Genomic DNA, 25,846 nt, shown 5'->3' with positions numbered 1-25,846 from the left:
CCTGACTTAAGGAGGCCAAGCTTCATTAATTGTTTTTGAAAAGAGGTAAATATCCATGAAAAAACTAGTGCTCGTAATTCTTTTATTTTTCCTGCCTTTTTTCGATCATGTGGATGCCAAAGAACTATCGCAAAAAGAAATATACGAAAAGAGAATGCACTTATACAAAAAGACAGAAGCTGCTACGAAAATTCCTTGGTACTATATCGCTGCAGTTGACCAGTTTGAACGAAGCATCCGATACGTGAGGAAAGATTTACCTAGACCAGGCGATATTGTCGGGTATTATGTACCTTCAGAGCATTGGACTGGTCCTCTAAACCCAGATCCCAATGATCATAACCCAATTACCCTTTCACTATTCAATGGTATCGGGTTAGATGGCAACGGTGATGGAAAAGCCGACAAACAAAATGGAGAAGATCTTTTATTTACATTAGCCAATTATTTATCGGAGTATGGCGTAAATGATCAGGCATTTCGAATTGCTATTTGGGATTATTATAAACGCGACCAAACGGTTGGGTCGATCATGGTAAATGCGAGATTATATCGTAACTTTAACCGTGTAGACCTTGATGAAAAGGCATTCCCAATCCCTAAGGGGTATAATTATTCATTTAAAAATACATGGGGCGACAGAAGGGGCTGGGGAGGCAGGAGAATACATGAAGGGACGGATATTTTTGCAGGATATGGGGCTCCTGTTCGTGCTGTAGCCTATGGAGTAGTGGAACTTAAAGGATGGAATAAGTATGGAGGCTGGAGAGTTGGGATTCGCGATTTAAATAATACCTATCACTATTACGCACATTTGAATGGATTTTCAAAAGGTCTAAAGATTGGTGATATCGTCTCCCCTGGGCAAGTAATCGGAAGTGTAGGAAGCTCAGGCTATGGGCCTCCAGGTACTTCGGGAAAATTCCCTCCCCATTTACATTTCGGCATGTATAAAGATAATGGCAAAAATGAATGGTCATTCGATCCCTATCCACATCTAAGCCAATGGGAAAGACAAGAAAGAAGTAAAAAGTAAAAGCTTCGGGCTTTAACTCCCGAAGCTTTTATATTCAAGCTTTTCTTTTTGCTTCTTTCGCTTTAGAAATGGCAAGTGCCACACTTGCACCTAAGCCTCCCCAAATAATGACAACTCCAATAATCATCATGACGATTGCACTACCAGTCATTATGAAACCTCCTCCTTCTTATCTTCGAAAGCAGGCTGTTCTAGGGCTTGCCCTTTCCATGGCTTCAATGTAATTAAGACACCAACTAAAATCGCTCCAATTGCAACTGTCCAGCCATACTTAAATAGGAATTCACGTGGATAGTCTCCTCCACCGTATTCAGCAGTCAAGTTTTGACGTAAATTATCAAACATCATGTAACCTAAAACAACTGGGGTAATAATAGAAAGACTTATCCTCCACCATGCCCCAAGTCTTATATCGGATACTGAATCGGCATGCGCTTGAAGAGGTTTTAGCTGTTTAGCAAACCAAGCAATAAAGATAACTTCAAACAATCCAGCCATCGCAACACCGAATTGGTTAATAAAGTAATCCGCAACATCAAGAAGATTCAGACCATTTTGTGTGGCAAATGCTAGTGAAATAATGGCTGTTACCCCACCACCAAAGGTTACTGCTTTAGCACGGCTAATGTTAAATTTCTCCTGAATGCCAGCAATATACGTTTCAACAATCGAAATTAAAGACGTTAGTCCTGCAAGAGTTAATGAGACGAAAAATAAGATACCAAAGATTTCGTTAAAAGCAGGCAATTGATTAATGATAGTAGGAAAAATAGAGAATGCTAAAATAACTCCACCTTTTACAACTTCATTCACAGGTACGCCTTGCTGTGCAGCCATGAAACCTAATGCAGCAAATACACCAAATCCTGCAAGCAATTCAAATCCTGAGTTGGCAAATCCTGTAATAAAGGCACTATTCGTTATATCGGACTTCTTCGGTAAATAACTTGAATAAGTAATCATAATAGCAAAACCGATTGATAAACTGAAGAAGATTTGTCCGTATGCTGCCACCCAGACTTTTCCATTCGTGATCATGGACCAGTCAGGCTTAAAGAATTGATTTAGACCTTCCATTGCACCATCAAGAGTTACTGCACGAATAACGATAATTAAAAATAAAACAACAAGTAAAGGAATCATAATTTTTGTTGCCATTTCAATCCCTTTTTTAACACCAGCAAAAAGAATCCCAAGTACGATAAGCCAAACAAGTATGAGAGGAATTAGTACCCCAGGAACAAAGCTTCCAAATGTTTCCGTGCCCCCAACTTTTAAATAATTTTCAATTAAGAATGGAGTTGTATCAGTTCCCCACTCAAGTTTAAAGGAAAAATACGTATAAGCTAGTGCCCATGCAATAATAACCGCGTAATATGTTGCGATGACAAAGGAAATACTGATTTGCCACCAACCAATCCATTCTCCACCCCTTTTAACCCTTGCAAGCGACAATGGTGCAGAACCCCTATACTTATGACCAATTGCGAACTCAAGAATCAAAAGCGGAATACCAGCCGTTAGCAAAGCGAATAAATATGGCAGAAAGAATGCTCCTCCTCCATTATCATACGCAACCGCTGGAAATCGCCAAATATTTCCGAGTCCAATCGCAGAACCTACGGCCGCAAAAATAAAACCGGCTCTCGAACCGAACTGCGCGCGATTCTCCATTTAACTTCCCCCTTTCTCTCCATTTAGAAGATTTTATTTTTTCAGATTATTGATTAATCTAAAAACATTATAGCGAGATAAGCCTAACTTGTCAAAACAGAAAATATTTAGGATATATCAGCTTTTGTCAAATTTTACTCTTATAAAAAAAGATGAAAAATTATTATATTAATATAAAAAACAGGATGAACTCATCCTGTTTTTGTCGAAACATATTTATTTTTTCTCAAAAAAGCAAACAAAATAACGAGTAAAATCATAATCGTAAGCAAACCCAAAATCATACTTTCTGAAATTCCTATCACCAAATACCCAACTGCAGTGATCAAGCCGGATACTATTGCATATGGCAATTGGGTCATGACGTGGTCCATATGATTACAGGCCGCTCCGGTCGATGAAAGAATCGTCGTATCGGAAATCGGTGAGCAGTGGTCACCCATAACCGCTCCTGCAAGCACTGCTGCCAAAGAAGGTAATAACAGTGACAAATCCGTTACGGAAACTATTTGACCAGCAATCGGCAGCAGGATTCCAAAGGACCCCCATGATGTACCCGTTGCAAAGGCCATCGCAGCAGCCCCGATGAATAATATGACTGGTAATAAGGCTGGATTCAATTGTGATTTCTCTACTAAGCTGCCAAGATATAAGCCTGTTCCTAATTCATCAATAAGCGTAATAATAGCCCAAGCAAATAATAATATTAACACCGCTGGCATCATTGATTTAATCCCAACTCTAAATCCAGTAAAGAGCAGGCCGCTTTTAACTGAGCGATATATTAAGGATTGACGGAAAAATAACCCAATCGTTACAAATAATCCAATTAAGCCACCTATGACAAGTGCCTCTGACACATCGGCATTTCCGAATATATCCATTGCTGTCGCTTTACCTTCTGTGGCACCTAATCCGCTCCAAATAATGGCACCTAAAGTCCCTGCAAATAACGCAATAATCGGCCATAATAAATCGCCGACTTTTCCTTTTTCACTAATCGGCAAGTCTTCCTTTATTTCACCTTGTACCGTTTTATTAGGATCGTAAGGAATTCCCGTAGCAATTGTCCGTTCTTCATGAACTTTCATTCTGCCAAAATCAATGTTTCGCCAAGCAATGATAAATACCATAGCAAGCGTTGTCCACACATACAAGTTCATAGGAATTATTTTTATGAAAGCAGTAAAGGCTGATATATCTGTTATTTGATGTGTAGTTAAAACAGTGCCAATGATTCCAATGATAAACGCTCCCCAACTGGAAATGGGCGACACAACACAAACAGGGGCAGAAGTCGAATCGATAATGTACGCAAGCTTTGCCCTTGATACTCGATGACGATCCGTAATCGGACGGGCAACTTGTCCAACCGCAAGTGCATTAAAATAATCGTCAATAAAAATGATAACGCCAAACACAGCAGCAAGAATTTGAGCGCCGGCACGATTTTTTACTTTTTTCATTGCCCATTCCCCAAAAGCTCGGCTCCCCCCGCAAATATTTATGAGGGCTGTAATGATGCCTAACAAAAATAAAAAGAATAAAATATATAAATTCCAAGTATTCAAAGCACCATCTTCAATAAAGATTCCTTTTACAGCACTCCATAAAATGGCGGTGCCTTCAAGGACATTCCCTTTCGACAATAACAAAGCCGAAACAACAATACCAGTTCCTAACGAAAGTAATACCCTTTTTGTAATGATAACCATCACTATCGCCAATATTGGCGGCAGCAAGGATAAAATTGAATTCTCCATACTTCCTCTTTCCCTCCAAAAATATAAAAAGAGTAATGATAGAGACCTATCATTACTCTTATTTGTAATGTCAGTTTCTCCATCGTGATCTGTAGCTCCCCATAATAGTACACAGCACTATATGAGAGTGTTACCCTTCTTCAAAGCAACACCAGCGAAAACCCTTTGACAAAAAATCCCCGCTTCGGCAAAAGAACCTTTCGCACTGTGATCATCGTTGTCATCCTAACACAGTCTACTCATTCCTTTTGCGCCTCTACCTCATCCGATTTTGATAAGGTTTATTAAGTTAAAAATACCTATATTAATATAACATTTTTTCTATCTTCTCGCAATATGACTAAGGATTTGTAGGGATTTGAATGGATGGATTTGTTTTTCCATTTCCATTATAAAAATTTGGTACATCCAGAGGAAGTACTCCCATTGCAAGCGGCACTTCTTGTTTGACAACTGTTTTTTTTGATCCAAAAGGGATGATGATTTGGACAGTTACTTCAAGAGGTATGATAACAGATACAAATAAATTATTTATTGGATATTGCTCCACCTTGGGTACAACATTGGAATTTACACTGCCTACTACGGTAAACCTAATGGGAATTCTCGGTCCTAAGTTCCCAAGCAAGGCGTTCTTAGTAGCTTGGCCTATTGGAAATGAATAAACAATTCCCTCGCCTTCACTTGATTTATGATAATCAATTCGAATACCGGTTTCCGCCTCCAATTCCTCAAGATTTCCTTTTTCCGCTTGTTTTAAATTAAATTGGATTGCCCTAGATAATTCTGCTTGCGTTTGGTTAATAATATCCGTTTTAAATACTACTCCACCATTCGGCTGGGTTTCCATTACCTCGTTAAGATTTTTAACATTAGGTATGACTTCCTGAACTGCTTTATTAATGACCGCTGGCGCAATTTTACTTGTTTGCGATTCAGCATAGTTGATTAATGTAGGTTTTATCCCACTATTTATAATCCATAGCCCTAATGCAGTTGAAAATAGAAAAAATACGAATGATAAAAGCATGACATAGCGGAACGGCAAAGGGCCACGCCGTATCTTTCGCGCACGAAATACAGCCAAAAAAATCCCCCCTTAATGCAAATGTATGCGTAAGAGGGGAAAGTTAGGGCAAGTTTTAAAAATTTGTCCCGGATTTTGTTATACCATTTTCAATAATGCCTCCGCACCGATCATACCTACATGAATCCCTAATCTCTCAGCCTCGACCGTAACGGATTCAAGAGGCGCATTCATTAACTGTTCAATCGTCTTAACGCCTACAGCTCTTCCAGCAATAATATGCCGGTCAACTAGGCGGTTATTTAATAAGGCTACATCTAGTGCTCCACACATAATATAGCCTTTATCATTTGAAATTGTCAGTAATGTAGTCTTTGGCAGTAATACAGAAGTAGCAATAAACGTATGTCCTTCTATTATTAAAGGCTCCACAGAAACCATATTCTTCACTCCTCCCAATACTCATATGTATGAAGGAGGGAGAAAATTGGTCAATCATTCATTCGCCCTAATTTCCATTCCATAATATCACGAAGAAATTCCGGCATAAAATAGTTCTTAACTTCAGAACGCCGTATCTCCGGAAAAAATCTTCCAAAGGTAAACATATCAGTCGTTCCAAGTGTATACGTTTTTTCGGGATCGATTGGATTTCCCTTAATAAACACTTGTTGCTCTTCCTTGTCTATTTCTACTCCATAATGAACGAACGCCCCCATTACGGATCCTCTAAATCCTAAACCGATTACTTCAAGATCAGACCACCCATCATCTTCGGAATGAAGAAGCACCTCTTTTAATTGAGCCCCTGTAAGTTCAACATTACAAGGATTTATCGGATGCGGCAGCATTTGATGGATATCATATTTTGTCACATATCCTTTTTGAAGTTGCGTCAGCACTAAGCCTGAATTAATCAAAGTACAATCGGGTTTGCACCATTCATGTATCGCCTCGCATAATAGATTTGCTAATGATGAAGGCCTTTCCCATGAAAATTCTAAAGTATTATGTAAGTAAGCGACTCTACTATCTAATTGCCTTTTTCCGACGCTTTCCAGTTCACGTACAAAGATCTCCTCATTTTTAACGGATGGTAGTAAATCTGTTTCAAATAGCCTCGGCTGGATCATTAAAGGCTTTTCCATTAGCTCGACTTCTATATATCCGACAAATCGGCCATATTTCCCTGCCGCCGCCATCATCGTATGATTCACCTTATTTCCTTCATGGAAAAAGTGATGCGTATGTGCGCCTAATATTAAATCAACTTGGGGAAATAACTCTGTCATTTTTTCGTCATCATGAATTCCTAAATGCGAAAGAACAATTATCATATCAGTTTTATCTTTCATTCTATTTATTTGCATTTCAAGTTCCGTAAAAGGTTCCGAAAGCTCCCAGCCAAGTAATTGATATAATTTTTGATAATAGGTAGTGACCGCCGTAACGCCAATTTTATGACCTTGCTTTGTTTTATAAATGACATAAGGCTGGACCCACTTTGGTCTTTTATATTCAGGAAGATATAAATTCGCCACAATCACTTCAAAATTCGCCTCTTCATATAGGCCGTCCAAATCTTGAAATGGGAGAGTAATTCCTTCATTGTTCCCAATAGTTACAGCATTATAATAGCCTTCATTTAATACTTGTGTATTCCCTTTCCCCATTGAACCTTCTGTAAATGGGTGCCAGCGATCCATAAAATCACCACAGTCGAAAATAAAAACATCTTCTCCTGCTGCTTCATGGAACGCTTTCCTTTCTGCTAGAAAAGATTGTATTTTAGGCCAATTTTCAAAATGGCTATGAAGATCATTTGTATGATAGATATGAATTTTTTCTTTCAAGAGTACACTTCCTAACGATTGCCTTAAAATACTTTATAATTTCCCAATTAAAGGTACTATCTAAATTAAAATAAACCAAGCTGCTTTGGGGCTAAGCCTGTATACTCAATCCCGAGCATTTCGATAAATTGTTTAGCATTATCTGCCGCGTCCCCGCCAGAGTTATTATTAAAAAGAACATATATATCTTTCGTTTCTTTTTGTAATTGAAGAATCCATTTTTTCCATTCTAGCAGTTCTTCCTTATTATAGCGATATAAATAACGAACTTCTCTCCAATTATTCCCATTCGGCTTCATCCAAGCCGCCACATTGCGGCCGTGCATACGCACTAATGTTTTTTCCTTATTTGTCGAATGCAAAATAGTAGGCACAGAACCTAAACCCACTTGAGGTTCGTCACAGATACTATGAATCCATCTTTCTTCTTCCATGAACCGAAGCGTGCTTGCTTTATACTGAGGATAAAACCACGTTTGATTACGGAATTCCAATGCAACGGGAACTTCCTGCATTTTTTCACGGCAATATCTTAAGTATGCAACATTTTCTTTTGTGCAATCAAACCAAGGTGGAAATTGGAATAACACCATGGCTAATTTTCCACTCTCGGTAAAAGCTTTTATCGATAAAAGGAAAGCCTCAAACATTTCATCTTTCGTGGCAAATGGAATTTCGCCCCTTTGATGCCCCGTCATACCTTGATAAGCTTTCACGACAAAGCGAAAGTTATCAGGCGTATCATGAACCCATTTTGCACTATTTTTTTCCGGCTGAATCGCGTAAAAGGAAGTATCCACCTCGACAGTTGGAAAATGGGCAGCATATTCCTTCAACTTATCGCGTGCAGTTATTCCTTGACTATACAGCGAATCGTGGTCTCCCCATCCTGTTACTCCAATATAAATCATACGCTCACCCTCTTTAAAGCTGATATTAAAAATGTATCAAATTTTTTAATATAAATGAAGGGATAAGAAAAAGGCGGCTAATCTCAGGCCGCCTTTTCTTATTCCTTATTTCTTTTTATTGGTAGGAGCGTTTACAAATACTGCAAATGAACTAAAGTGATCTGTTTCGACGGTCACCAGTCCTTTGTTATATGTGCCTCCAAGTTTTACCCAATCATTCTTTGCCTTAAAGTAAACGCTAAGATTGTCGCTTCCCTTCTCCACCTTGAAGGATATCGTGACGTTTAGCTTATCAAAATCGGTAATCGTATGGCCGCCTTGCTTCATTTCCAAATTATAGACTGAACTAACAGCCCCATTAACAGCTTTTTCTTTCTTTATACTTATTTCAACTTTTCCTTTTTCGTTTTTAAATATTTGTGATGGGATGGATAAAATAACATCATCATTCAAATTAACTTGAACCTTTGCTGATTTTTCTTTTAACAGCTCAGCCTGTCTTTCACTAAGACGAACGAACGTATTGTCTTTATTGTTTGCCAAATTGATAACAACAGTTCCTTCGTTTTTCATTTCATCTAAAAGACTTTCGAAATCAGCGTCTGAGATTACCGCATTATTCCCATTCATTCGGAAATCTGCATCAACTTGATCCTTCTTTTGCTCAGGTGGATCAGTTGGATCTGTCGGCTCATCATCTGTTACTTCTTCTACCTTTACGAGCTTTACATTATCGATGACGATTGTATAAGGAACAGATGGTTCGACATCCCCTGAATTCCTTCCTAATCCTAACATAAATTGTTTTACCCCATCTGAATGTGCATCAACAATCACTTCATATGTTTTCATTACATTCGTCACATTGAACGTTTTTACCCCTGATCCCGCAAGCTCAACATAAACTGGGCGTTCTTGCTCGGAACTCATATCAAATTGAATTTTATATGTTCCACTTGGGACGTTTAGATTCTGCAATAGTTGAATATCATACCAATTCCAGCCTACTTGTTTTACATTGGCGTGAAGCTGACCATTTTCAACTGAAAAATCTGCTAAACCTGCAAAATCAACATGATTACCCATGTTAAAAATATTCCAGCCATCAACTAATTGATCTGGCGCTGTTCCAAATTCTTTCGTAGTGTCAAATGTTCCATCAATGACTAGATTCTCCCCAATTTCCTTCCACTTTTTCTCTTCTGGAGGATCTGTTGGATCTGTCGGCTCATTATCATCTGCTCCGTCTTCAAGTGCTTCCCTCGCACCTTTAACCTCTAATCTCACATTATCAATAAATACATCATGTGGAATCGTTAACTGCTGACCGCCTACATTACCAACTAAAAATTGGAATTTAGTCATGTCATCGCTTGTCATTTTAAATTCAAAAGAATAAGTTTTTGCTGAATCCGTCAGTTGGACCGTTTCCTCAAAATAACGATAGTATGCGGGATCTCCATTATCTATGACTACCTCTAGCAATCTATCAATTGTAGATCTCGCATCGAAGGAAACGACATACGTTTTCCCTTCCATTAAGGCAAGTCCCGACTGATGCAATTGCACGTCCCACGGATTCGTACCGACGTTTTGAACGGAAACCTTCGCTTCACCGTTTACTGCTTCCATCGTTGCTTTGGAATTTCCGTCATAATCTCCTTGCACATGTCGATTCCAACTAGACAAATCATTTGAAAAGTCACCATTTTTAAGTGGGAAATGCTTTTCTCTTTCCCCTTTTATTTCAAAACGAACATTGTCGATGAATACATTATGAGCTTCGTTTATGGCTGAGGCTCCAGCAATATTTCCAAGCAAATATTTTAGGCCAACCGCTTCATCCGTATTCATTTTGAACTCAAATTGAAATGTTTCCATCGTATTGTTCAACTGAATTTTTTCGTTAAAAAATCTAGTATAGGATGCGTTTTCAACAACTATTTCCATCGTTCTGTCAACTGTCGATTTCGCATCGAATTGAACGACATACGTATTGCCCTTTTTTAGATTCATCCCTTCTTGGATTAACATGAGATCCCAGGGGTTGTAGCCAACATTTCGAATGGTGAATTTTGCTTGGCCATCTTCTACTTGAAGAGTACCTGATGAACCGTGACCATCAAAATCCCCTTGTATATGCTTCGTCCAATGCTCTAACTCCTTTGAAAAATCACCATTTTTCAAAGGAAAAATATCATTTAGTGTTAATTGATCATTCTTGTTCGTTAAGCGAATTAGTTTTACATCATCCAGATAAACATGGCTGTTATTTCCACCAAGCAAAAAGACGAGCTGCCCTTTAACATCGGTCACATCCGGCATTGTAAAACGAAGCGTTTTCTCTTCCATTGCAGTCGTTAACGATATTCTTTGACTTCCGGAAAAATTGACAGTTCCATCTTCATTTAATAATGCAACCTGTATATCTTTCAGAGATTCTGCTCTTGCATTAAAAGTCAATTCATACTCATCATTACTTAGCAAATTAAGACCTTTCTGCACTACCTTAATTGCTTGATTACTGCTGCCGCCATCCGTGATTTCTACCTTTAACTCCCTTTTATCGGGATCGACAGAAGCTTTTGCAACAGCCCCGTCAGTATGAAGATTCCAATACGTCATCCGATCCAATCTACCTTGGTCAAACGTTCCGTTGTATATATGGTTACCATTGCTTAACGGTTTTTTTGGGGCATCTTCATTGTACGGATCTACAGGATCAATTTCTTCAAGAACGGCATTTCCAATCCAAACAGTATTTGCATTGAGTCCCATATTAAACTCAAGCCTCGCCGCTGCATCCGTATCATGCTGCATTTGGAATTTCATTTCATATGATTGAACATCGTTCGTTAAGGCAAAGTCAGGTGTAGGCGCATATGCTGTGTACCCTCTTTCCGGGCCGCCTCCAAATTTTAGATTAACATTACGGTTTGCATTCGATTTAGCATCAAAGCTTAACTTATACCATCGGCCCTTTCCCAATGTAACATTTTGAATAAGCTGAACAGAGTACGATTGGCTTCCTGGCTGATTGATATTCACTTTTGCGAAAGGTGTTCCATCAAGGTTTTCAACACTCGCAGATGCATTTCCAGCAAAATCATTCATATAAACTAAATTCCAATTCATGTAGTCCCATTTATTATCTAATTCGGAGCTATTCGTAATCGTTGTAAAGCCCTTTTCAAAAGCGTTGTCGTATATATAGTTTCCATCAATGGCTTTCTTTGCATTATCCGGCAATTCCTCCACATCAAATCCAGGTTCAACAGGCTGTAAATAATCTCTACCTGTCAGTTCGTAAACTCTTACATAATCGACCTCGACTTGACCAGGAAATTCAGTGCTTCCATCAGGATTACCATCAAAGTGGCCGCCGATGGCTAGATTAAGAATGATAAAAAACTCTTGATCAAATGGAGCTGGATATGAATATTTCGCCGCATTCCCTGTACCAGTTGAATTCCAATTATTAAGCTTTTGATAAAGCTCTCCATTTACATACCAACGTAGTTCTCCTGGCTCCCATTCTAGACTGTATACGTTGAAATCAGTAATATCCCCGGATGAAAATTCATAGTCCTTCGCAGTATACGTGTTATTTGGCCAGCCACCACCATAATGGATTGCACCGCCAACTTTATTCGGTATACTCCCCTTTCCTTCCATAATATCGATTTCACCCGATGCTGCCCAGCCACCATACACATCGTCCTCAGGCATCATCCAAAATGCAGGCCAAAACCCTTTTCCTTTCGGCAATTTCATTTTCGCTTCAATTTTTCCGTACTTTTTACTAAACTTGCCTCGGGAAAGGATTTTACCTGAAGTATATTGATACGTACCATGATTATCCGAAATAGATTCTTTCCGACCTTCCAAAATTAATTTTCCATTTTCTATTTTCACATTATTCTCATCGTAATATTGAAGTTCATTGTTTCCCCAACCAGGATTCCAAGAACCGTCGGGATTTTCAAATCCATTGCCAGTATCGATTGACCATTTAGTAGTATCCAATTCATTACCATCGAAATTGTCCTCCCAAACTAATGACCAATCAGAATCTTCACTTGGAGGTTCTTCATTTGTTTCATTGGCTTTTACATTAAGACTAAAAAAGTTCGAAAAAAACAATAGAAATACCATCGACAAACTCCACCACTTTTTTGACATTTGCCAAGCCCCCTAAAAAATAGTAAAAATGCCGCTAGTTGTGTTCGTCCCTCCTCCTTATTTCTCATATAATAAACATTTATTTCCTACTTTTATTATTCAGTGCATAAATGTTAGAATCCTCCCAACCCTCTGAAAATAGGTCTAATGGCATATGTTTTTTGTTTTTGAGAAATTTAAAGGAATTGAACTACTTTTATAAATTATTAAAGCTTATATTCTTTGGTATTATTTGTATGCGGAAGGGAGTTTCTTGCATGAATCTAAAGGGGTTCATATAACAATTTCCTCATTCAACAAAGGGGAATTAAAAAAAGACCACTCTTAAACATGGTAAGTTTAAGGGAGGTCTATTTTCGTTTTGATTATCCGATGCTGCCTTCCATTTCGAACTTAATGAGTCGGTTCATCTCAACCGCATATTCCATTGGAAGTTCTTTTGTGAATGGTTCGATGAAGCCCATGACGATCATTTCTGTCGCTTCTTGTTCACCGATTCCACGGCTCATTAAATAGAAGAGCTGCTCTTCGGACACTTTCGATACTCTCGCCTCATGCTCTAATGAGATATTGTCGTTTAGGATCTCATTGTATGGAATAGTATCTGAAGTTGATTTATTATCAAGAATAATTGTATCACACTCAATAGTAGATTTAGCACCGTCCGCTTTACGTCCAAAATGAACGATTCCGCGGTACGTTACTTTTCCACCATGTTGAGAAATTGATTTTGACACAATACTTGAAGATGTATTAGGTGCTAGATGCATCATTTTTGCCCCTGCATCTTGGTGTTGGCCTTTTCCTGCAAGTGCAATGGAAAGTGTCATACCACGTGCGCCTTCACCTTTCAATAATACAGCAGGATACTTCATCGTTAATTTTGATCCGATATTTCCATCGATCCATTCCATTGTAGCGTTCGCTTCACAAACTGCACGCTTTGTAACGAGGTTGTATACGTTGTTCGCCCAGTTTTGGATCGTTGTATAGCGGCAATACGCATCTTTTTTGATGATGATTTCAACAACTGCACTATGAAGGGAGTTTGTTGTATAAACTGGAGCTGTACATCCTTCAACATAATGAACAGAAGCTCCCTCATCAACGATAATAAGTGTACGCTCGAACTGTCCCATATTTTCTGAATTGATTCGGAAATATGCTTGAAGCGGCGTATCTACTTTGATGCCAGGAGGTACGTAAATAAATGATCCACCTGACCAAACTGCAGAGTTCAATGCTGCAAACTTATTATCTGTTGGAGGAATGACGGTTGCCCAATGCTCACGGAAAATATCTTCATTTTCCTTTAATGCAGAATCCGTATCTTTAAAAACAATCCCCATATCTTCAAGGTCTTGCTTCATGTTATGATACACTACCTCAGATTCGTATTGAGCAGATACCCCTGCAAGATATTTTTGTTCCGCCTCAGGGATACCTAATTTGTCAAATGTTTGCTTGATTTCTTCAGGAACTTCATCCCATGTACGTTCTGTTTGCTCAGACGGTTTTACGTAATACGTAATTTCGTCAAAGTTCAATGAGTTTAAATCTCCACCCCATTGTGGCATTGGCATTTTATAAAAATGCTCAAGAGATTTTAAACGGAAATCGAGCATCCATTGTGGTTCTTCCTTCATTTTTGAGATTTCCTCTACGATTTCTCTCGTTAATCCCCGCTCAGAACGGAAAATGGAGACATCTTTATCTCGGAAGCCATATTTATAATCACCGATTTCTGGTGCTTTTTTAGCCATTATTCATTCCTCCATTCTAATCAATGACGCCTTGGCGGAATTGCGCCCAGATTTTTATCGAGCTTTGGCCAACAAGATGTTGGTCACACAAGCGTTGCGACAGGACGTCGCGCTCTTAGCTTGTGTTCCTATAATTCCTTTAAAAATCTGAGGCATCCGCCGGAGGCTGTAACTTAATTCAGCCCAGTTTTAAACAATTACCGAAAGTAAAGATTTTTTCTTTATCTCAAAGTAGGGAATTCTGCTGAATTTAGTTACTGTTCTTGCAACCCTTTTTCCATTGCCTTCCATGCAAGGGTTGCACATTTGATGCGTGCAGGAAATTTTGAAACTCCCTGCAACGCTTCTATATCACCTAAGTCTAGGTCATCATCATCGTAGTCTTTTCCCTGTATCATGTCGGAAAAAATATGCGAAAGTTTAGCAGCTCTATCGACATTTTGCCCAATAATTGTTTGGGTCATCATCGACGCGGATGCCATTGAAATGGAGCATCCTTCACCTTCAAACTTTGCATCTGTTACCTTTCCGTCCTCTACCTTCATTGTAAGGCGGATCCGGTCTCCACATGTCGGGTTATTCATATCGACAGTCAGGTTCCCATCCTGCAGGATGCCTTTATTGCGAGGGTTTTTGTAATGATCCATAATCACTTGACGGTAGAGTGCATCTAGGTTATTAAAAGACATTCGTGAAATACTCCTTTGTTTTGACAAGCCCATCCACAAGCCTATCAATGTCTTGTTCCGTGTTGTATAAATAAAAGCTCGCTCTCGCCGTTGAAGATACGTTCAACCATTTCATGAGAGGCTGGGCACAGTGGTGGCCTGCTCGAATCGCAATCCCTTCAGAGTCTAAAACAGTCGCCACATCATGCGGATGGACATCTTCTAGATTAAATGTAATTACGCCCACACGTTTTTCAGCCTCTTTAGGTCCATATATTGTGAGTCCTTCTATTGCTGACATCTTTTCAAGAGCATAAGCTGCTAAATGATGTTCGTGGTCCAAGATATGTTCCGGGCCAATTTTCTCTAAAAAGTCAATTGCTGCCCCAAGTCCGATTGCACCTGCAATTATGGGGGTGCCTGCTTCAAATTTCCACGGAAGTTCTTTCCAAGTCGATTCTTGCAAGCCCACAAAATCAATCATTTCCCCACCAAACTCAATTGGTTCCATCTTTTCAAGATGCTCTCTCTTTCCATATAAAACGCCAATCCCTGTAGGGCCACACATTTTATGTCCGGAAAAAGCGAAAAAATCACAATTTAAATCTCTTACATCTATTTTCATATGTGGTGCAGCTTGAGCACCATCTACTACCATAATTGCACCATTTTCATGAGCGATAGCAGCGAGTTCTTTAATAGGGTTAATGACTCCGAGAACATTTGAGACATACATAATGGAAACGATCTTCGTTTTAGACGTAATCGTATTACGGGCATCTTCAAGACAGATTGAACCATCTTCTTGAAGTGGAATATATTTAAGCTTGGCGCCAGTGCGTTTCGCTAGCTGCTGCCAAGGGATGATATTGCTATGATGTTCCATATAAGAAATGACAATCTCATCATCTTCTTTGAGATTTTCCATTCCGAAACTTACAGCAACAGTATTAAGTGCAGTCGTTGTGCCTCTAGTAAAAATGATTTCTTCTGTTGAAGAAGCATTGATGAATTTTCTAACCTTCGCGCGGGCCGCTTCATACCTGTCGGTTGCTCTCGTTCCGAGCGTATGAACGCCGCGGTGAACGTTAGAATTATATTCACGATAGTATTCATCTAATACTTCAATTACCCGGGCAGGCTTTTGTGAGGTCGCAGCGCTGTCCAGATATACGAGTGGATGCCCGTTTACTTCCTGGTCAAGAATTGGAAAAAGTTTGCGAACCTCTGAACTATTCATTATCTTAATTTCCTTTCGATAATGTCAGTAAGCTGTTGTTTTACAGCATCAATCGGAAGATTCTCAACAACTGGTGCCAAGAATCCGTGAATAATCAATACTTCCGCTTCGGCACGTGTTATTCCACGGCTCATTAAGTAGTAAAGCTGAAGCTCATCAACTCGCCCTACCGATGCTGCGTGCCCAGCTACTACATCATCCTCATCGATGAGTAAAATTGGGTTTGCATCTCCACGGGCTTTTTCACTTAGCATCAACACACGGGATTCTTGTTCAGCATTTGCTCCTGAAGCCCCTTTTTCAATTTTACCAATTCCATTAAAGATAGAAGAGGCAGAATCTTTCATAACTCCGTGCTTCAAAATATGCCCCGTTGAGTTTTTCCCAAAGTGGACAATGCTTGTCGTAAAGTTCTGCGTTTGTTTTCCTCTACCGACAACAACTGTTTTAGCGTCGCTGCTTGAACCGTCGCCAATTAAGTTCGTAATATTTTCAAAAATTGTATTGCCGTCATTCATCATGCCAAGAGCCCAATCAACTGTAGCATCTCTGCCCGTTACACCGCGACGATTTACATAAATAGTCGAACCTTTCGCTAAAGTGTCTACTGCACCAAAGACGATTTTAGCATTATTGTTAGCAATGACTTCCGCAACGATATTAGCAATACCACTTACTTCTTCATTCGTTGAAATGTAGTTTTCCACATATGTGACAGAACTATTATCGTCAGCTACAACAAGAACATGGTTAAACATTGCAGCTTCCTTATCATCAAAAATAAATACAGCTTGTACTGGGTCTTTTACTTCAACGTTCTTCGGAATATAGAGGAACGCACCGCCATTTAACATAGCCGCATGAAAAGCAGTCAGCTTATGTTCATCCACTTTTACTGCATCTTTCATGAAATACTTTTGAACAAGGTCGGGATGTTCTTTTGCTGCTGTAAAAATATCAGTAAAAATAACACCTTGTTCTTTTAATTCATCAGAAAGAGAAAGATAAGCAGCCGTTTGATTATGTTGAATATAAAGATTTTGATTCGTGTTATCTACATGAACGACCGATTTTGCTGCTTCAGGCAGCTCATCTAGAGATTGGATTTTTCTTCCTTCAGCTTGATGTTTAGTGAACTCTGTAAAATTCCAATTATTTATCCTTGTTTTATCTGGTTTCGGCAAAGCTATTTCATCAGATAAAGTGAAAGCCTTGAGTCGTAACTCAGTAAGCCATTCAGGTTCGCCTTTTTCAGACGAAAAAGAACGGATATAACCCAGATCTATATTCATTTTCGTATCGATTGTCATTATGATCCTCCTAACACTTATGCTTCCTGACCAACTGTTTCGTCTTCAATTCCAAGTTCAGCTTTGATCCAGTCATAACCTTCTGATTCCAAGCGTTGAGCAAGCTCTGGACCACCAGATTTTACAATACGGCCTTGCATCATCACGTGGACGTAGTCAGGAGTAATATAGTTAAGAAGGCGTTGATAGTGAGTAATGATTAAGCAGCCAAAATCACTTGAACGCATTTCATTAATGCCTTTAGAAACAATTTTTAAAGCATCTATATCTAAACCTGAGTCAACCTCATCCAAAATTGCAATTTTTGGTTTTAGCATCATCAATTGTAAAATTTCATTACGTTTTTTCTCTCCACCAGAGAACCCTTCGTTCAAATAGCGCTGTGCCATATCAAGATCCATCTCAAGCAATTCCATTGTTTTATCCAACTCGCGGATAAATTTCATTAATGTAATTTCTTGTCCTTCCTCGCGACGTGCATTGATTGATGTACGAAGGAAGTCGGAATTTGTCACACCGTTAATTTCACTCGGATATTGCATTGCAAGGAACAAGCCCGCACGAGCACGCTCATCTACTTCCATTTCTAAAACATCTTCCTCATCAAGTGTAATGGAACCACTTGTCACTTCGTATTTTGGGTGACCCATGATGGCAGAGGATAATGTTGATTTACCAGTACCATTTGGACCCATGATTGCGTGGATTTCTCCACCTTTTATTTCAAGGTTCACACCTTTTAATATTTCCTTATCTTCAATTGCTACGTGAAGATCCTTAATCGTTAATGTTGAAGCCATGATCATACCTCCGTGTAAAGAAAGTGATTTTCTTATTTTGATGAGTTCATTCTCAATTTATTCTCAATTCTTATCTTATATCATATTAAAATTATTATCAACTAGGAGGAAATATTAGATCGCTTCCATGATAATTTCCCAATTTTAAAGGGCCGACGCTAATTACGTCCGCCCTTGATTTATCTCATTTTAACAAAATCACTTAAGAATCAAGAATGTATTTTTCGTTCCAATTCCGATTTTAATCTTTGAGAAAGAACGTACTCTTTTTCACGTTTTTTCTCAATTATCACCCTAACTTGATGTTGCCGCTTGTATGTTTCGTATCCCACTCCATGTGCACCGTACATCGCTTTTTCCATCCCATTTGTGTACTGTAAATCTAAGGTATTAATAAAGAACCAATCCTTTCATTTGTTGGGACCTAGGTGTCCAAAATTGACTTCACTGCCTTTTTTCACATTCCCCATTATAAAGGAAAATAACTTTCATGAAAATAAAAAATTCGATAAAAAAAGTGAACAAATATAGACAGTGAGCGAGTTTGGAGACGATGTAAGCATTACCACCTAAATTTTCTTTTGGTGAAAAAGCCCTACAAAAAAATCCCGAGCAAATGCCCGGAATGAATTAATTTCTTCTTATTTTTTTCGCTAACCAGTTCCCAAAAGATTGAACTAATTGGACCATTACGATAAGCGTTATTACCGTAATGACCATGATCTCAGTTTTAAATTGATTATAACCGTACGTAATTGCTAAATCTCCAATTCCACCGGCACCGACTGCTCCAGCCATTGCGGATGCCCCTATTAAACCAATTGTTGCAACCGTTAGTGCCAAAACAATGGAGGCCAAAGCTTCCGGAAGTAAAAAACGCCATATCGTTTGCCAAGGAGTAGCTCCCATGGCTTGTGCCAACTCAATTGTTCCTTGATCCACTTCCAATAAGGAGTTTTCGATTAGTCTTCCGATATAAAAGGCGGTATACAAAACGAGTGGGACAATAGCTGCCGTTGTACCGATAGATGTCCCAACGATAAATCGGGTAAATGGAATAATAGCTACAATAAGAATAATGAAAGGAATGGATCTAAATATATTTATCACAACGTTAAGAACATTATAGAGTATATTATTTTCCAAAATGGCGCCTTCTCGTGTAACAACTAAAATCACACCAATCGGTATTCCGATTATGATAGAAATGATTAGACCCACAATGACCATATAAAGTGTTTCATTTATAGAACTAAAAAACTCAGGCCAAAACCAAGGCTCAAAGTGCATCTCGAGTAACCTCCCTTACAATGGCAGCTTGATCCTTCATATAATGAACTGCCCGTTCTATTTCTTCTGAATCCCCCTGGATATTCACCAACAAATTACCGAACGGAGTTCCTTGCAGTTCTGTCAACATGCCATGAAATACATTCAAATCAACTGAGAACTTTTTAGCCGTGTCAGATAATAATGGGGCACTTGTAGAGATCCCTTTGAAGATAATCCGATATGTTTTTCCGGAATTGGCTTTTATCAATTCTTTAATGGAGTCTGGTGTTGCATCATTTAATACGGTCCTAACAAAGCTTCTTGCAATTTCTGTTTCAGGCTCGGTGAACACATCAATAACCGATCCTTGTTCAACAATTTTTCCGCCTTCAATTACAGCTACTTTATCGCAAACATCCCGAATGACATTCATTTCATGCGTAATCATCAAAATCGTAAGACCATATTCTTCTCTAACCTTTCGCAGCAAATCCAAAATTGATTCTGTTGTACTTGGGTCAAGCGCAGATGTCGCTTCATCACATAAAAGGATATCTGGATCTGTTGCAAGTGCCCGTGCAATCCCAACCCTTTGCTTCTGACCTCCGGATAACTGTTCCGGATAATGATTGATTCGGTCTTCCAACCCAACAAAGGAAAGTAATTGGGTCACTTTATTTTTAATGAAATCCTTAGGTTTCCCATCTAAAATAAGCGGCATTGCCACATTTTGAAAAATAGTTTTTGAATGCAATAAGTTATAGTTTTGAAAAATCATGCCAATTTTCTTTCTTTGTTCCCGCAATTCCTTTGGCGAAAGTGAAAGTAAATCGACATCGTTGATTAGTACTTTTCCGGACGTAGGCCGCTCCAATAAATTGACGCATCTAATCAAGGTACTTTTACCGGCTCCACTAAAACCTACGACCCCAAATATTTCCCCTTTATTAACTGAGAGATTAATCCCTTGTAAGGCCACGACTTGTTTTTCTTTTTGTTTCCCATACACTTTATGGACATCTTCTAATACAAGCATATGCTTTCTCCTTACTTCATTAAATATTTACAGCAAGCATTACGATTTTACAATATATCTTAAAATATATAAACCATTAGCCTGTTTTATAGAAAACAGGCTAATGGTAAATTAATTAATTTTGTTTGTAATCATCCAAGAATGAAATCGGCTCTCTAACAGGAACTGCAGCACCATTAAATTCTTTTTCAATAAAGCTCTTCACTTCATCTGTATGGTAAATGTCTACGATTTTCTTTAACGTTTCGTCATCTTTGCGTTTTGTTTGAGCGGCAATAATATTGATATAAGCTTTATTGCTTGAATCTTCTCTGAAGATCGATTCTTTTGTTGGATTCAAACCTGCATTGATTGCCATGTCGGAGTTAATGATAGACGCAGCTGCATCATCAAGTCCACGAGCTGTTTGTCCAGCATCAACCGGAGTAATTTTTAGATTTTTAGGGTTTTCCACAATATTTTCTACTCCGCCAGTACCATCAAAACCATCTTTTAACGTAACTAACCCAGCTTTTTCTAGTAATAATAGAGCTCTTCCTAAGTTTGTAGGGTCTTTCGGGATCACGATTTGATCCCCATCTTTTAATTCACTTATATCTTTGACTTTTTTGGAATATAAACCCATTGGCCAAATGTTCGTTGTTCCAACCGCAGCCAAATCAAGTTTACGATCTTCCTTAAAACTATCAAAATAGACAACTGTTTGGAATGCATTTATATCAATTTCGCCGCTATCCACTGCTAGATTTGGCTGAACATAGTCATCAAATTTTACAATTTCAATTTTAATGCCTTCTTTTTCAGCAAGTTCTTTTACAAGATTCCAAGTCGGTACCTCTGATGTAGTTGTACCTACTTTAATCACATCAGATTTACCTTTAGAGCCACAAGCAGATAATACTAAAATTAATCCTAATAAAATCACAGCAAATAATTTCTTCATTATAATATCCCTCATTCGTTTTTATTTATTGAATCGATTTGGATCAAACATACTGATTTCTAAATTCAGCTTTTTATCAGTTGCTAATTTAGCCGCAATCTTCCCCATGATTGGAGCGAATTTAAATCCATGTCCCGCCATTGGACCAAGAAGGGTTACGTTTGGCAACCCGGGTGCGAGTCCGAGGATAAAGTGTTCGTCCGGTGTATTTGTATAAAAGCATGTTTTTGCCTTTACAGGCACAGGAATAAGATCTGGGAAATACTCTTTCACTTTTTCTGTAACTGGCTCTAAATCGGACTCATGAATTTCCCGATCTACTTCATCCGGATGATTAAAATTTTCTCCTCCATGATGAAGTGCAACCTTGACCGTTTTTCCATCAACAGTTGGGAAGCCGTAAAATCCAATTCCATCCTTCATTCTCGAGAAAATCGGAAACTTTTCTGGTGTAAACTGTTCAGGATTTTTTGCATCATACCAAACTAGTACTTGCCGTTCAAGTGAAAGCGGCAATTTTAGTCCTGGAAAAAGGTGGGAAGTCCAACCGCCTGAAGAAACAATCACCTTTTTAACCCTAAATTGTTTATCCTCACATATGATTGATACCCCATCTTCATCCGCTTCAATATTTCTAACTGGGCAGTCAGTAAAGACTGTTCCACCTAATTCTTCTCCACGTTTTACAGCTGTTTCAATGGATAACTCAGGTTTTATGAATCCTGCAAATTCCTCGTAGATTGCTACTTGATTTTCTTGGAAATTAATTTGCGGATATACTTTTTTAGCCTCTGCTCCCGTATATTTTTTGTGCGGGAGATTGAATGTATTCACACTTTCCTCTACGGTTTTGATGAAAGGATCATCTTTTAATCCAAACATCGTACCACCATTTTCAGTGTACAACTGAACGCCTGTTTCTCCTTCCAATTCTCTCCAAAGCTTTCGTGCTTCCTTGAGTAAAGGAACATATTCAACACCTTCACCATAGGCCGTACGGAAAATTCTTGTTTCTCCGTGTCCAGCCCCTTTGTCATGACCAGGTCTAAAGCGGTCAAAGCCAACGACATTGACTCCCATTCGTGCAAGTTGCCAAAAAGCAAAGCTCCCCATAGAGCCTAAGCCAACTACCGCAACATCCCATTTAAAATCCTCTGTCATGATTTTCTCACCTCGCTGTATAGTGTTTTTTCGTTCGGAGAAGGCTTCTTTTTAAAATAAAAATACCTTTCTGCAAAAATGAGCAGAAAGGCATAAATAAATTTTAAAATCCTTCCCCTCATCTTTCAAAGCAATTAAGCTTTGTGTGAATTGGCACCATTTCACTTACGTGACGGTTGCCGGGCTTCATAGGGCACATCCCTCCACCTCTCTTGATAAGAGTTAAAAGATATGAAGTTGTAAGGTATGAAAGTCATATTATCATAGACTTATTAAAGCGTCAACAGGGAAATACGAAAAATTGCCTAGGAAATATGTCGAAGACTTTTTGTTAATAGTCTCGGATATTAGCTGTATTTTGAAATAAGTTCATGCAAATATGGCACCGAATGAAAAGCATAAATTTTTTCTTGAACCTCGCCAGCCTTTATGATTAACAAACAAGGAACACTTTCAATTGAAAACATTTCAGCCATTTCAGGAACATAATTTAAGTCGGTTTTGCCAAAAGCTATATCTGGAAATATTTGCTCTACGATTTCAAGCATTTTGCCCGCCACTTGACACGTACCGCAGAGTGGGGTGTAGAAATAAAGTATGGTTGTGTTGGGCTGGCTGCTTGCTCGTACAATATCATTTTTTGTTAATTCTTTCATGAAAAAATTCATCCTTTTTTAGGATATTCATTTTTGGATATCTCTATTGATTATTACATTCAATACTAAATATTGTTTAAATTAATTTCAACAACTAGATTAACTTAATTGTTATAATATTTCTTCTCCCCGAGATTCGATGCTGCTTTCTCGACTATTCCAGCAGTTTAAATTTTTCCATCTAGAATTATTTCCGGATTATCGAGTAAAGTAGGGTCTTTTTGTTTTATTCAATAATTAACACGGAATTATCGAGTAAAGCAGGATTTCTTTTCTTTTATTCGAGAATTAACCCAGAATTATCGAATAAAGCAGGATTTCTTTTCTTTTATTCGAGAATTAACACGGAATTATCGAGTAAAGAAGGATTTCTTTTCTTTTATTCGAGAAATAACGCGTAATTATCGAGTAAAGCAGGATTTCTTTTCTTTTATTCGAGAATTAACACGGAATTATCGAGTAAAGCAGGGGCTCTTTTCTTTTATTCGAGAATTAACCCAAAATTATCTACTAAATCAATAATTTTAATTTTTATATCAAGAATTGGAGCTAGATTTAAGATTTAATGGGGATGTCCCTCTATTGTGCGGAGATTTAAGTAAAAACATAATTAGATTTTTTACATTAACTTTTTTTTACATAATATGATGATTTCGTACTCCCAATTTGAATAAATTCTTTCAATAGAATCTTTTGAATCGTTTCCGTAGTCTTTATTCCGTTAGTCCACTCAAAAATTCTACTTGTAGTAATTTTCTTTTCTGGAAAAAGAAGTCTAAACTCATCTACACTCCGTAAAATTGCTATCTCAGTTTTTTCAAAACTTCCACAATCTTTGCATACTACGAAGGATCTATTACTTACGACATTAAAAGAACAACAACTAGCACACATTACCCCTTTCCGAATCTTCGCGTAGCTATATTTTGGTACATTTTTAAGAGGGAAATCTTTTTTATGCTGGGATATAATTTTTCGGGCCAACTTCATATGACTCTCACTTACATTTGTTTGCATTTTACTCAGCTTATCGAAAAATCGATTTAGTTGGGTTGGATATATTATAGGTAGATTTCTTGGGGCGTTGTATAAGTGGAATTCGGGGTTGATGAAAACGAGATAGGATTCAACGGGGATATTGTACCCCATGTCTCGAAGCAATCGCCGAAGTAAAATTTCACTTCTTTCCAGCTGGGACACTGGATTCTGTATATCTGAACCGTTGCTGTAAAACCATTTATCACCTTCAATATAATAGTCACCTCCATAATTTTTTATCTCAAATAATATTGCTGGTCTATGAGCTATTAAAAGCGAATCGATTTGGAAGTCATTGTTGTTGCTTTCTAATTGAAGGTCATTTAGAACGAGCCAATTATTTGATATTTTTCCAAGGCGTTCGTCAAACAATAATTCCCCCTTGTACCCTTTTTCAAGTCTAGCAAGATGTGCTGCATCATCTGTTGATAACACCGACCTACTTTTTAAGCTCCTATACATTTTTAACTCTCTGCTTTCAATTCTTTGTTTAATTTTTCTTTCCACTTCCTTTCGCACACAATTATCTCAATTGTATGAAACTTGACCCCTTTATTCAAGGCACATAAAAATACACCTCAGCATCACGGCCAAGGTGTAGGTGTATCTTTTTATTCTTCACTAGTCATTTTTAGATAATCATCTGCGGACATTAGATTGTCCATTTCGCTTAAATCGGATGGTTCGATTACGATCATCCAAGCTTTTTCATATGGGGATTCGTTTACGAATTCTGGGCTGTCGTCAAGATCTTCGTTCACAGCAACAACTTTTCCGCTAAGTGGTGCGTAAAGTTCGGAAACAGTTTTTACTGATTCTACGCTTCCGAATGGCTCGTCCGCTGTTACATCATCGCCAACTTCTGGAAGCTCGACAAAAACGATATCTCCTAACTCCGATTGAGCAAAATCAGTGATGCCAATACGGATTTTTCCATCTTCTTCTTTTACCCACTCATGTTCTTCTGAATAGCGCAATTCTTTTGGTGTATTCATCTAGATCCCTCCATGATTTTATCTATTATTAATGTACAAAAATGCTTGGACTAAATCAAGAAATCAATCATTCCAAGTCTTTTCAAATTCTTCTTCTTTAAAACCGAGAGTTACTTTATGTCCATCCGTAACGAGTGGACGCTTTATAAGCATGCCATCACTGGCAAGGATGTCAAATAGTTCATTTTCAGTCAAGATTCCTATTTTATCTTTCAAGCCAAGCTCACGATATTTCATTCCACTTGTATTGAAAAATTTCTTTAGTTCGAAATGACTGTTTTTATAGATTTTCTCAATTTCCTCACTTGTTGGAGTATTTTCAACAATATGAATTTCATTATATTCAATTTGATGATCCTCCAACCATTTTTTAGCTTTACGGCAAGTACCGCATTTTGGATAACAATAAAAGCTTAAAACCAATTACATCCCTCCAACAATTCATTATATTGATTGTAACATAAAAATGATTACAATGTAAAAGAGCATCGATATTTTCCGATGCTCCTTCATTTATA

23 protein-coding genes and 2 riboswitches are annotated in these 25,846 nt (G+C 38.2%); of the genes, 1 reads left to right on the top strand and 22 read right to left on the bottom strand.

Annotated elements, in window-relative coordinates:
- The first annotated feature begins 55 nt into the window (after positions 1-55).
- Positions 56-1,036 (top strand): M23 family metallopeptidase, encoded by a 981-nt coding sequence (locus tag NQ185_RS15955; protein WP_257582993.1) that lies wholly within the window; start codon positions 56-58, stop codon positions 1,034-1,036.
- 34 nt (positions 1,037-1,070) lie between these two features.
- On the opposite strand, the gene NQ185_RS15950 is transcribed toward NQ185_RS15955, so the two are convergent.
- From NQ185_RS15950 to NQ185_RS15850, 22 genes are all read right to left on the bottom strand, one after another.
- A complete protein-coding gene (locus NQ185_RS15950; RefSeq protein ID WP_257582992.1) occupies positions 1,071-1,187 on the bottom strand; it encodes a methionine/alanine import family NSS transporter small subunit in 117 nt (38 codons plus the stop codon).
- A complete protein-coding gene (locus NQ185_RS15945) occupies positions 1,187-2,710 on the bottom strand; it encodes a sodium-dependent transporter (RefSeq protein WP_257582990.1) in 1,524 nt (507 codons plus the stop codon). Before NQ185_RS15945 ends, NQ185_RS15950 begins: the two co-directional genes overlap by 1 nt.
- Before the next feature lie 191 nt (positions 2,711-2,901).
- Positions 2,902-4,473, bottom strand: a complete 1,572-nt coding sequence (locus NQ185_RS15940; RefSeq protein ID WP_257582989.1) for a Na+/H+ antiporter NhaC family protein — start codon at positions 4,471-4,473, stop codon at positions 2,902-2,904.
- Between the two features lie 84 nt (positions 4,474-4,557).
- Positions 4,558-4,740, bottom strand: a riboswitch (Lysine riboswitch).
- 73 nt (positions 4,741-4,813) lie between these two features.
- Positions 4,814-5,560, bottom strand: coding sequence for a sporulation protein YunB (gene yunB / locus NQ185_RS15935; RefSeq protein ID WP_257582988.1), 747 nt, complete (start codon positions 5,558-5,560; stop codon positions 4,814-4,816).
- Positions 5,561-5,638: 78 nt separating this feature from the next.
- A complete protein-coding gene (locus NQ185_RS15930) occupies positions 5,639-5,941 on the bottom strand; it encodes a YunC family protein (protein WP_257582987.1) in 303 nt (100 codons plus the stop codon).
- A gap of 50 nt (positions 5,942-5,991) precedes the next feature.
- Complete coding sequence (locus NQ185_RS15925; RefSeq protein WP_257582986.1) at positions 5,992-7,353, bottom strand: bifunctional metallophosphatase/5'-nucleotidase; 1,362 nt, start codon at positions 7,351-7,353, stop codon at positions 5,992-5,994.
- 65 nt (positions 7,354-7,418) lie between these two features.
- The gene (locus tag NQ185_RS15920; RefSeq protein WP_257582985.1) at positions 7,419-8,264 is read right to left on the bottom strand and encodes a DUF72 domain-containing protein; all 846 of its coding nucleotides are present in this window, start codon (positions 8,262-8,264) and stop codon (positions 7,419-7,421) included.
- Between the two features lie 105 nt (positions 8,265-8,369).
- Positions 8,370-12,446 carry a carbohydrate binding domain-containing protein gene (locus NQ185_RS15915; RefSeq protein ID WP_257582984.1) on the bottom strand — a complete coding sequence of 1,359 codons (4,077 nt, stop codon included), beginning with the start codon at positions 12,444-12,446 and terminating at the stop codon, positions 8,370-8,372.
- 365 nt (positions 12,447-12,811) lie between these two features.
- Positions 12,812-14,209: a Fe-S cluster assembly protein SufB gene (gene sufB, locus NQ185_RS15910; protein WP_257582983.1), complete on the bottom strand. Its 1,398-nt coding sequence runs from the start codon at positions 14,207-14,209 to the stop codon at positions 12,812-12,814.
- A 254-nt stretch (positions 14,210-14,463) separates the two neighbouring features.
- Positions 14,464-14,898, bottom strand: a complete 435-nt coding sequence (gene sufU, locus NQ185_RS15905) for a Fe-S cluster assembly sulfur transfer protein SufU (protein ID WP_257582982.1) — start codon at positions 14,896-14,898, stop codon at positions 14,464-14,466.
- A complete protein-coding gene (locus tag NQ185_RS15900) occupies positions 14,888-16,117 on the bottom strand; it encodes a cysteine desulfurase (RefSeq protein ID WP_257582981.1) in 1,230 nt (409 codons plus the stop codon). Before NQ185_RS15900 ends, sufU begins: the two co-directional genes overlap by 11 nt.
- Complete coding sequence (gene sufD, locus NQ185_RS15895) at positions 16,117-17,427, bottom strand: Fe-S cluster assembly protein SufD (RefSeq protein WP_257582980.1); 1,311 nt, start codon at positions 17,425-17,427, stop codon at positions 16,117-16,119. The genes NQ185_RS15900 and sufD overlap by 1 nt, the downstream gene beginning before the upstream one ends.
- A 17-nt stretch (positions 17,428-17,444) precedes the next feature.
- On the bottom strand, positions 17,445-18,230 hold the full coding sequence (gene sufC / locus NQ185_RS15890; RefSeq protein WP_257583061.1) for a Fe-S cluster assembly ATPase SufC: 786 nt from the start codon (positions 18,228-18,230) through the stop codon (positions 17,445-17,447).
- A 206-nt stretch (positions 18,231-18,436) separates the two neighbouring features.
- Positions 18,437-18,577, bottom strand: a complete 141-nt coding sequence (locus NQ185_RS20425) for a YuzK family famiily protein (protein ID WP_506323686.1) — start codon at positions 18,575-18,577, stop codon at positions 18,437-18,439.
- A gap of 280 nt (positions 18,578-18,857) precedes the next feature.
- The gene (locus NQ185_RS15885) at positions 18,858-19,517 is read right to left on the bottom strand and encodes a methionine ABC transporter permease (RefSeq protein ID WP_257582979.1); all 660 of its coding nucleotides are present in this window, start codon (positions 19,515-19,517) and stop codon (positions 18,858-18,860) included.
- Positions 19,507-20,535: a methionine ABC transporter ATP-binding protein gene (locus NQ185_RS15880; RefSeq protein WP_257582978.1), complete on the bottom strand. Its 1,029-nt coding sequence runs from the start codon at positions 20,533-20,535 to the stop codon at positions 19,507-19,509. Before NQ185_RS15880 ends, NQ185_RS15885 begins: the two co-directional genes overlap by 11 nt.
- A gap of 115 nt (positions 20,536-20,650) precedes the next feature.
- Positions 20,651-21,478 (bottom strand): MetQ/NlpA family ABC transporter substrate-binding protein, encoded by an 828-nt coding sequence (locus NQ185_RS15875; RefSeq protein WP_257582977.1) that lies wholly within the window; start codon positions 21,476-21,478, stop codon positions 20,651-20,653.
- Positions 21,479-21,499: 21 nt separating this feature from the next.
- The gene (gene solA / locus NQ185_RS15870; protein WP_257582976.1) at positions 21,500-22,639 is read right to left on the bottom strand and encodes an N-methyl-L-tryptophan oxidase; all 1,140 of its coding nucleotides are present in this window, start codon (positions 22,637-22,639) and stop codon (positions 21,500-21,502) included.
- A 115-nt stretch (positions 22,640-22,754) separates the two neighbouring features.
- A riboswitch (SAM riboswitch) is annotated at positions 22,755-22,861 on the bottom strand.
- 125 nt (positions 22,862-22,986) lie between these two features.
- Positions 22,987-23,295, bottom strand: coding sequence for a thioredoxin family protein (locus NQ185_RS15865; RefSeq protein ID WP_257582975.1), 309 nt, complete (start codon positions 23,293-23,295; stop codon positions 22,987-22,989).
- Between the two features lie 624 nt (positions 23,296-23,919).
- Positions 23,920-24,852, bottom strand: a complete 933-nt coding sequence (locus NQ185_RS15860; protein WP_257582974.1) for a nuclease-related domain-containing protein — start codon at positions 24,850-24,852, stop codon at positions 23,920-23,922.
- 92 nt (positions 24,853-24,944) lie between these two features.
- Positions 24,945-25,328 carry a glycine cleavage system protein GcvH gene (gene gcvH / locus NQ185_RS15855; RefSeq protein WP_257582972.1) on the bottom strand — a complete coding sequence of 128 codons (384 nt, stop codon included), beginning with the start codon at positions 25,326-25,328 and terminating at the stop codon, positions 24,945-24,947.
- A gap of 63 nt (positions 25,329-25,391) precedes the next feature.
- Complete coding sequence (locus NQ185_RS15850) at positions 25,392-25,751, bottom strand: arsenate reductase family protein (protein ID WP_257582970.1); 360 nt, start codon at positions 25,749-25,751, stop codon at positions 25,392-25,394.
- Positions 25,752-25,846: the final 95 nt, after the last annotated feature.

The sequence above is a fragment of the Lederbergia panacisoli genome, assembly GCF_024626525.1.
Classification (GTDB): domain Bacteria; phylum Bacillota; class Bacilli; order Bacillales; family Bacillaceae_C; genus Lederbergia; species Lederbergia panacisoli.
The sequence above is the reverse complement of the archived record's forward strand: the minus strand, read 5'-3'. Positions and strand labels throughout refer to the sequence as shown.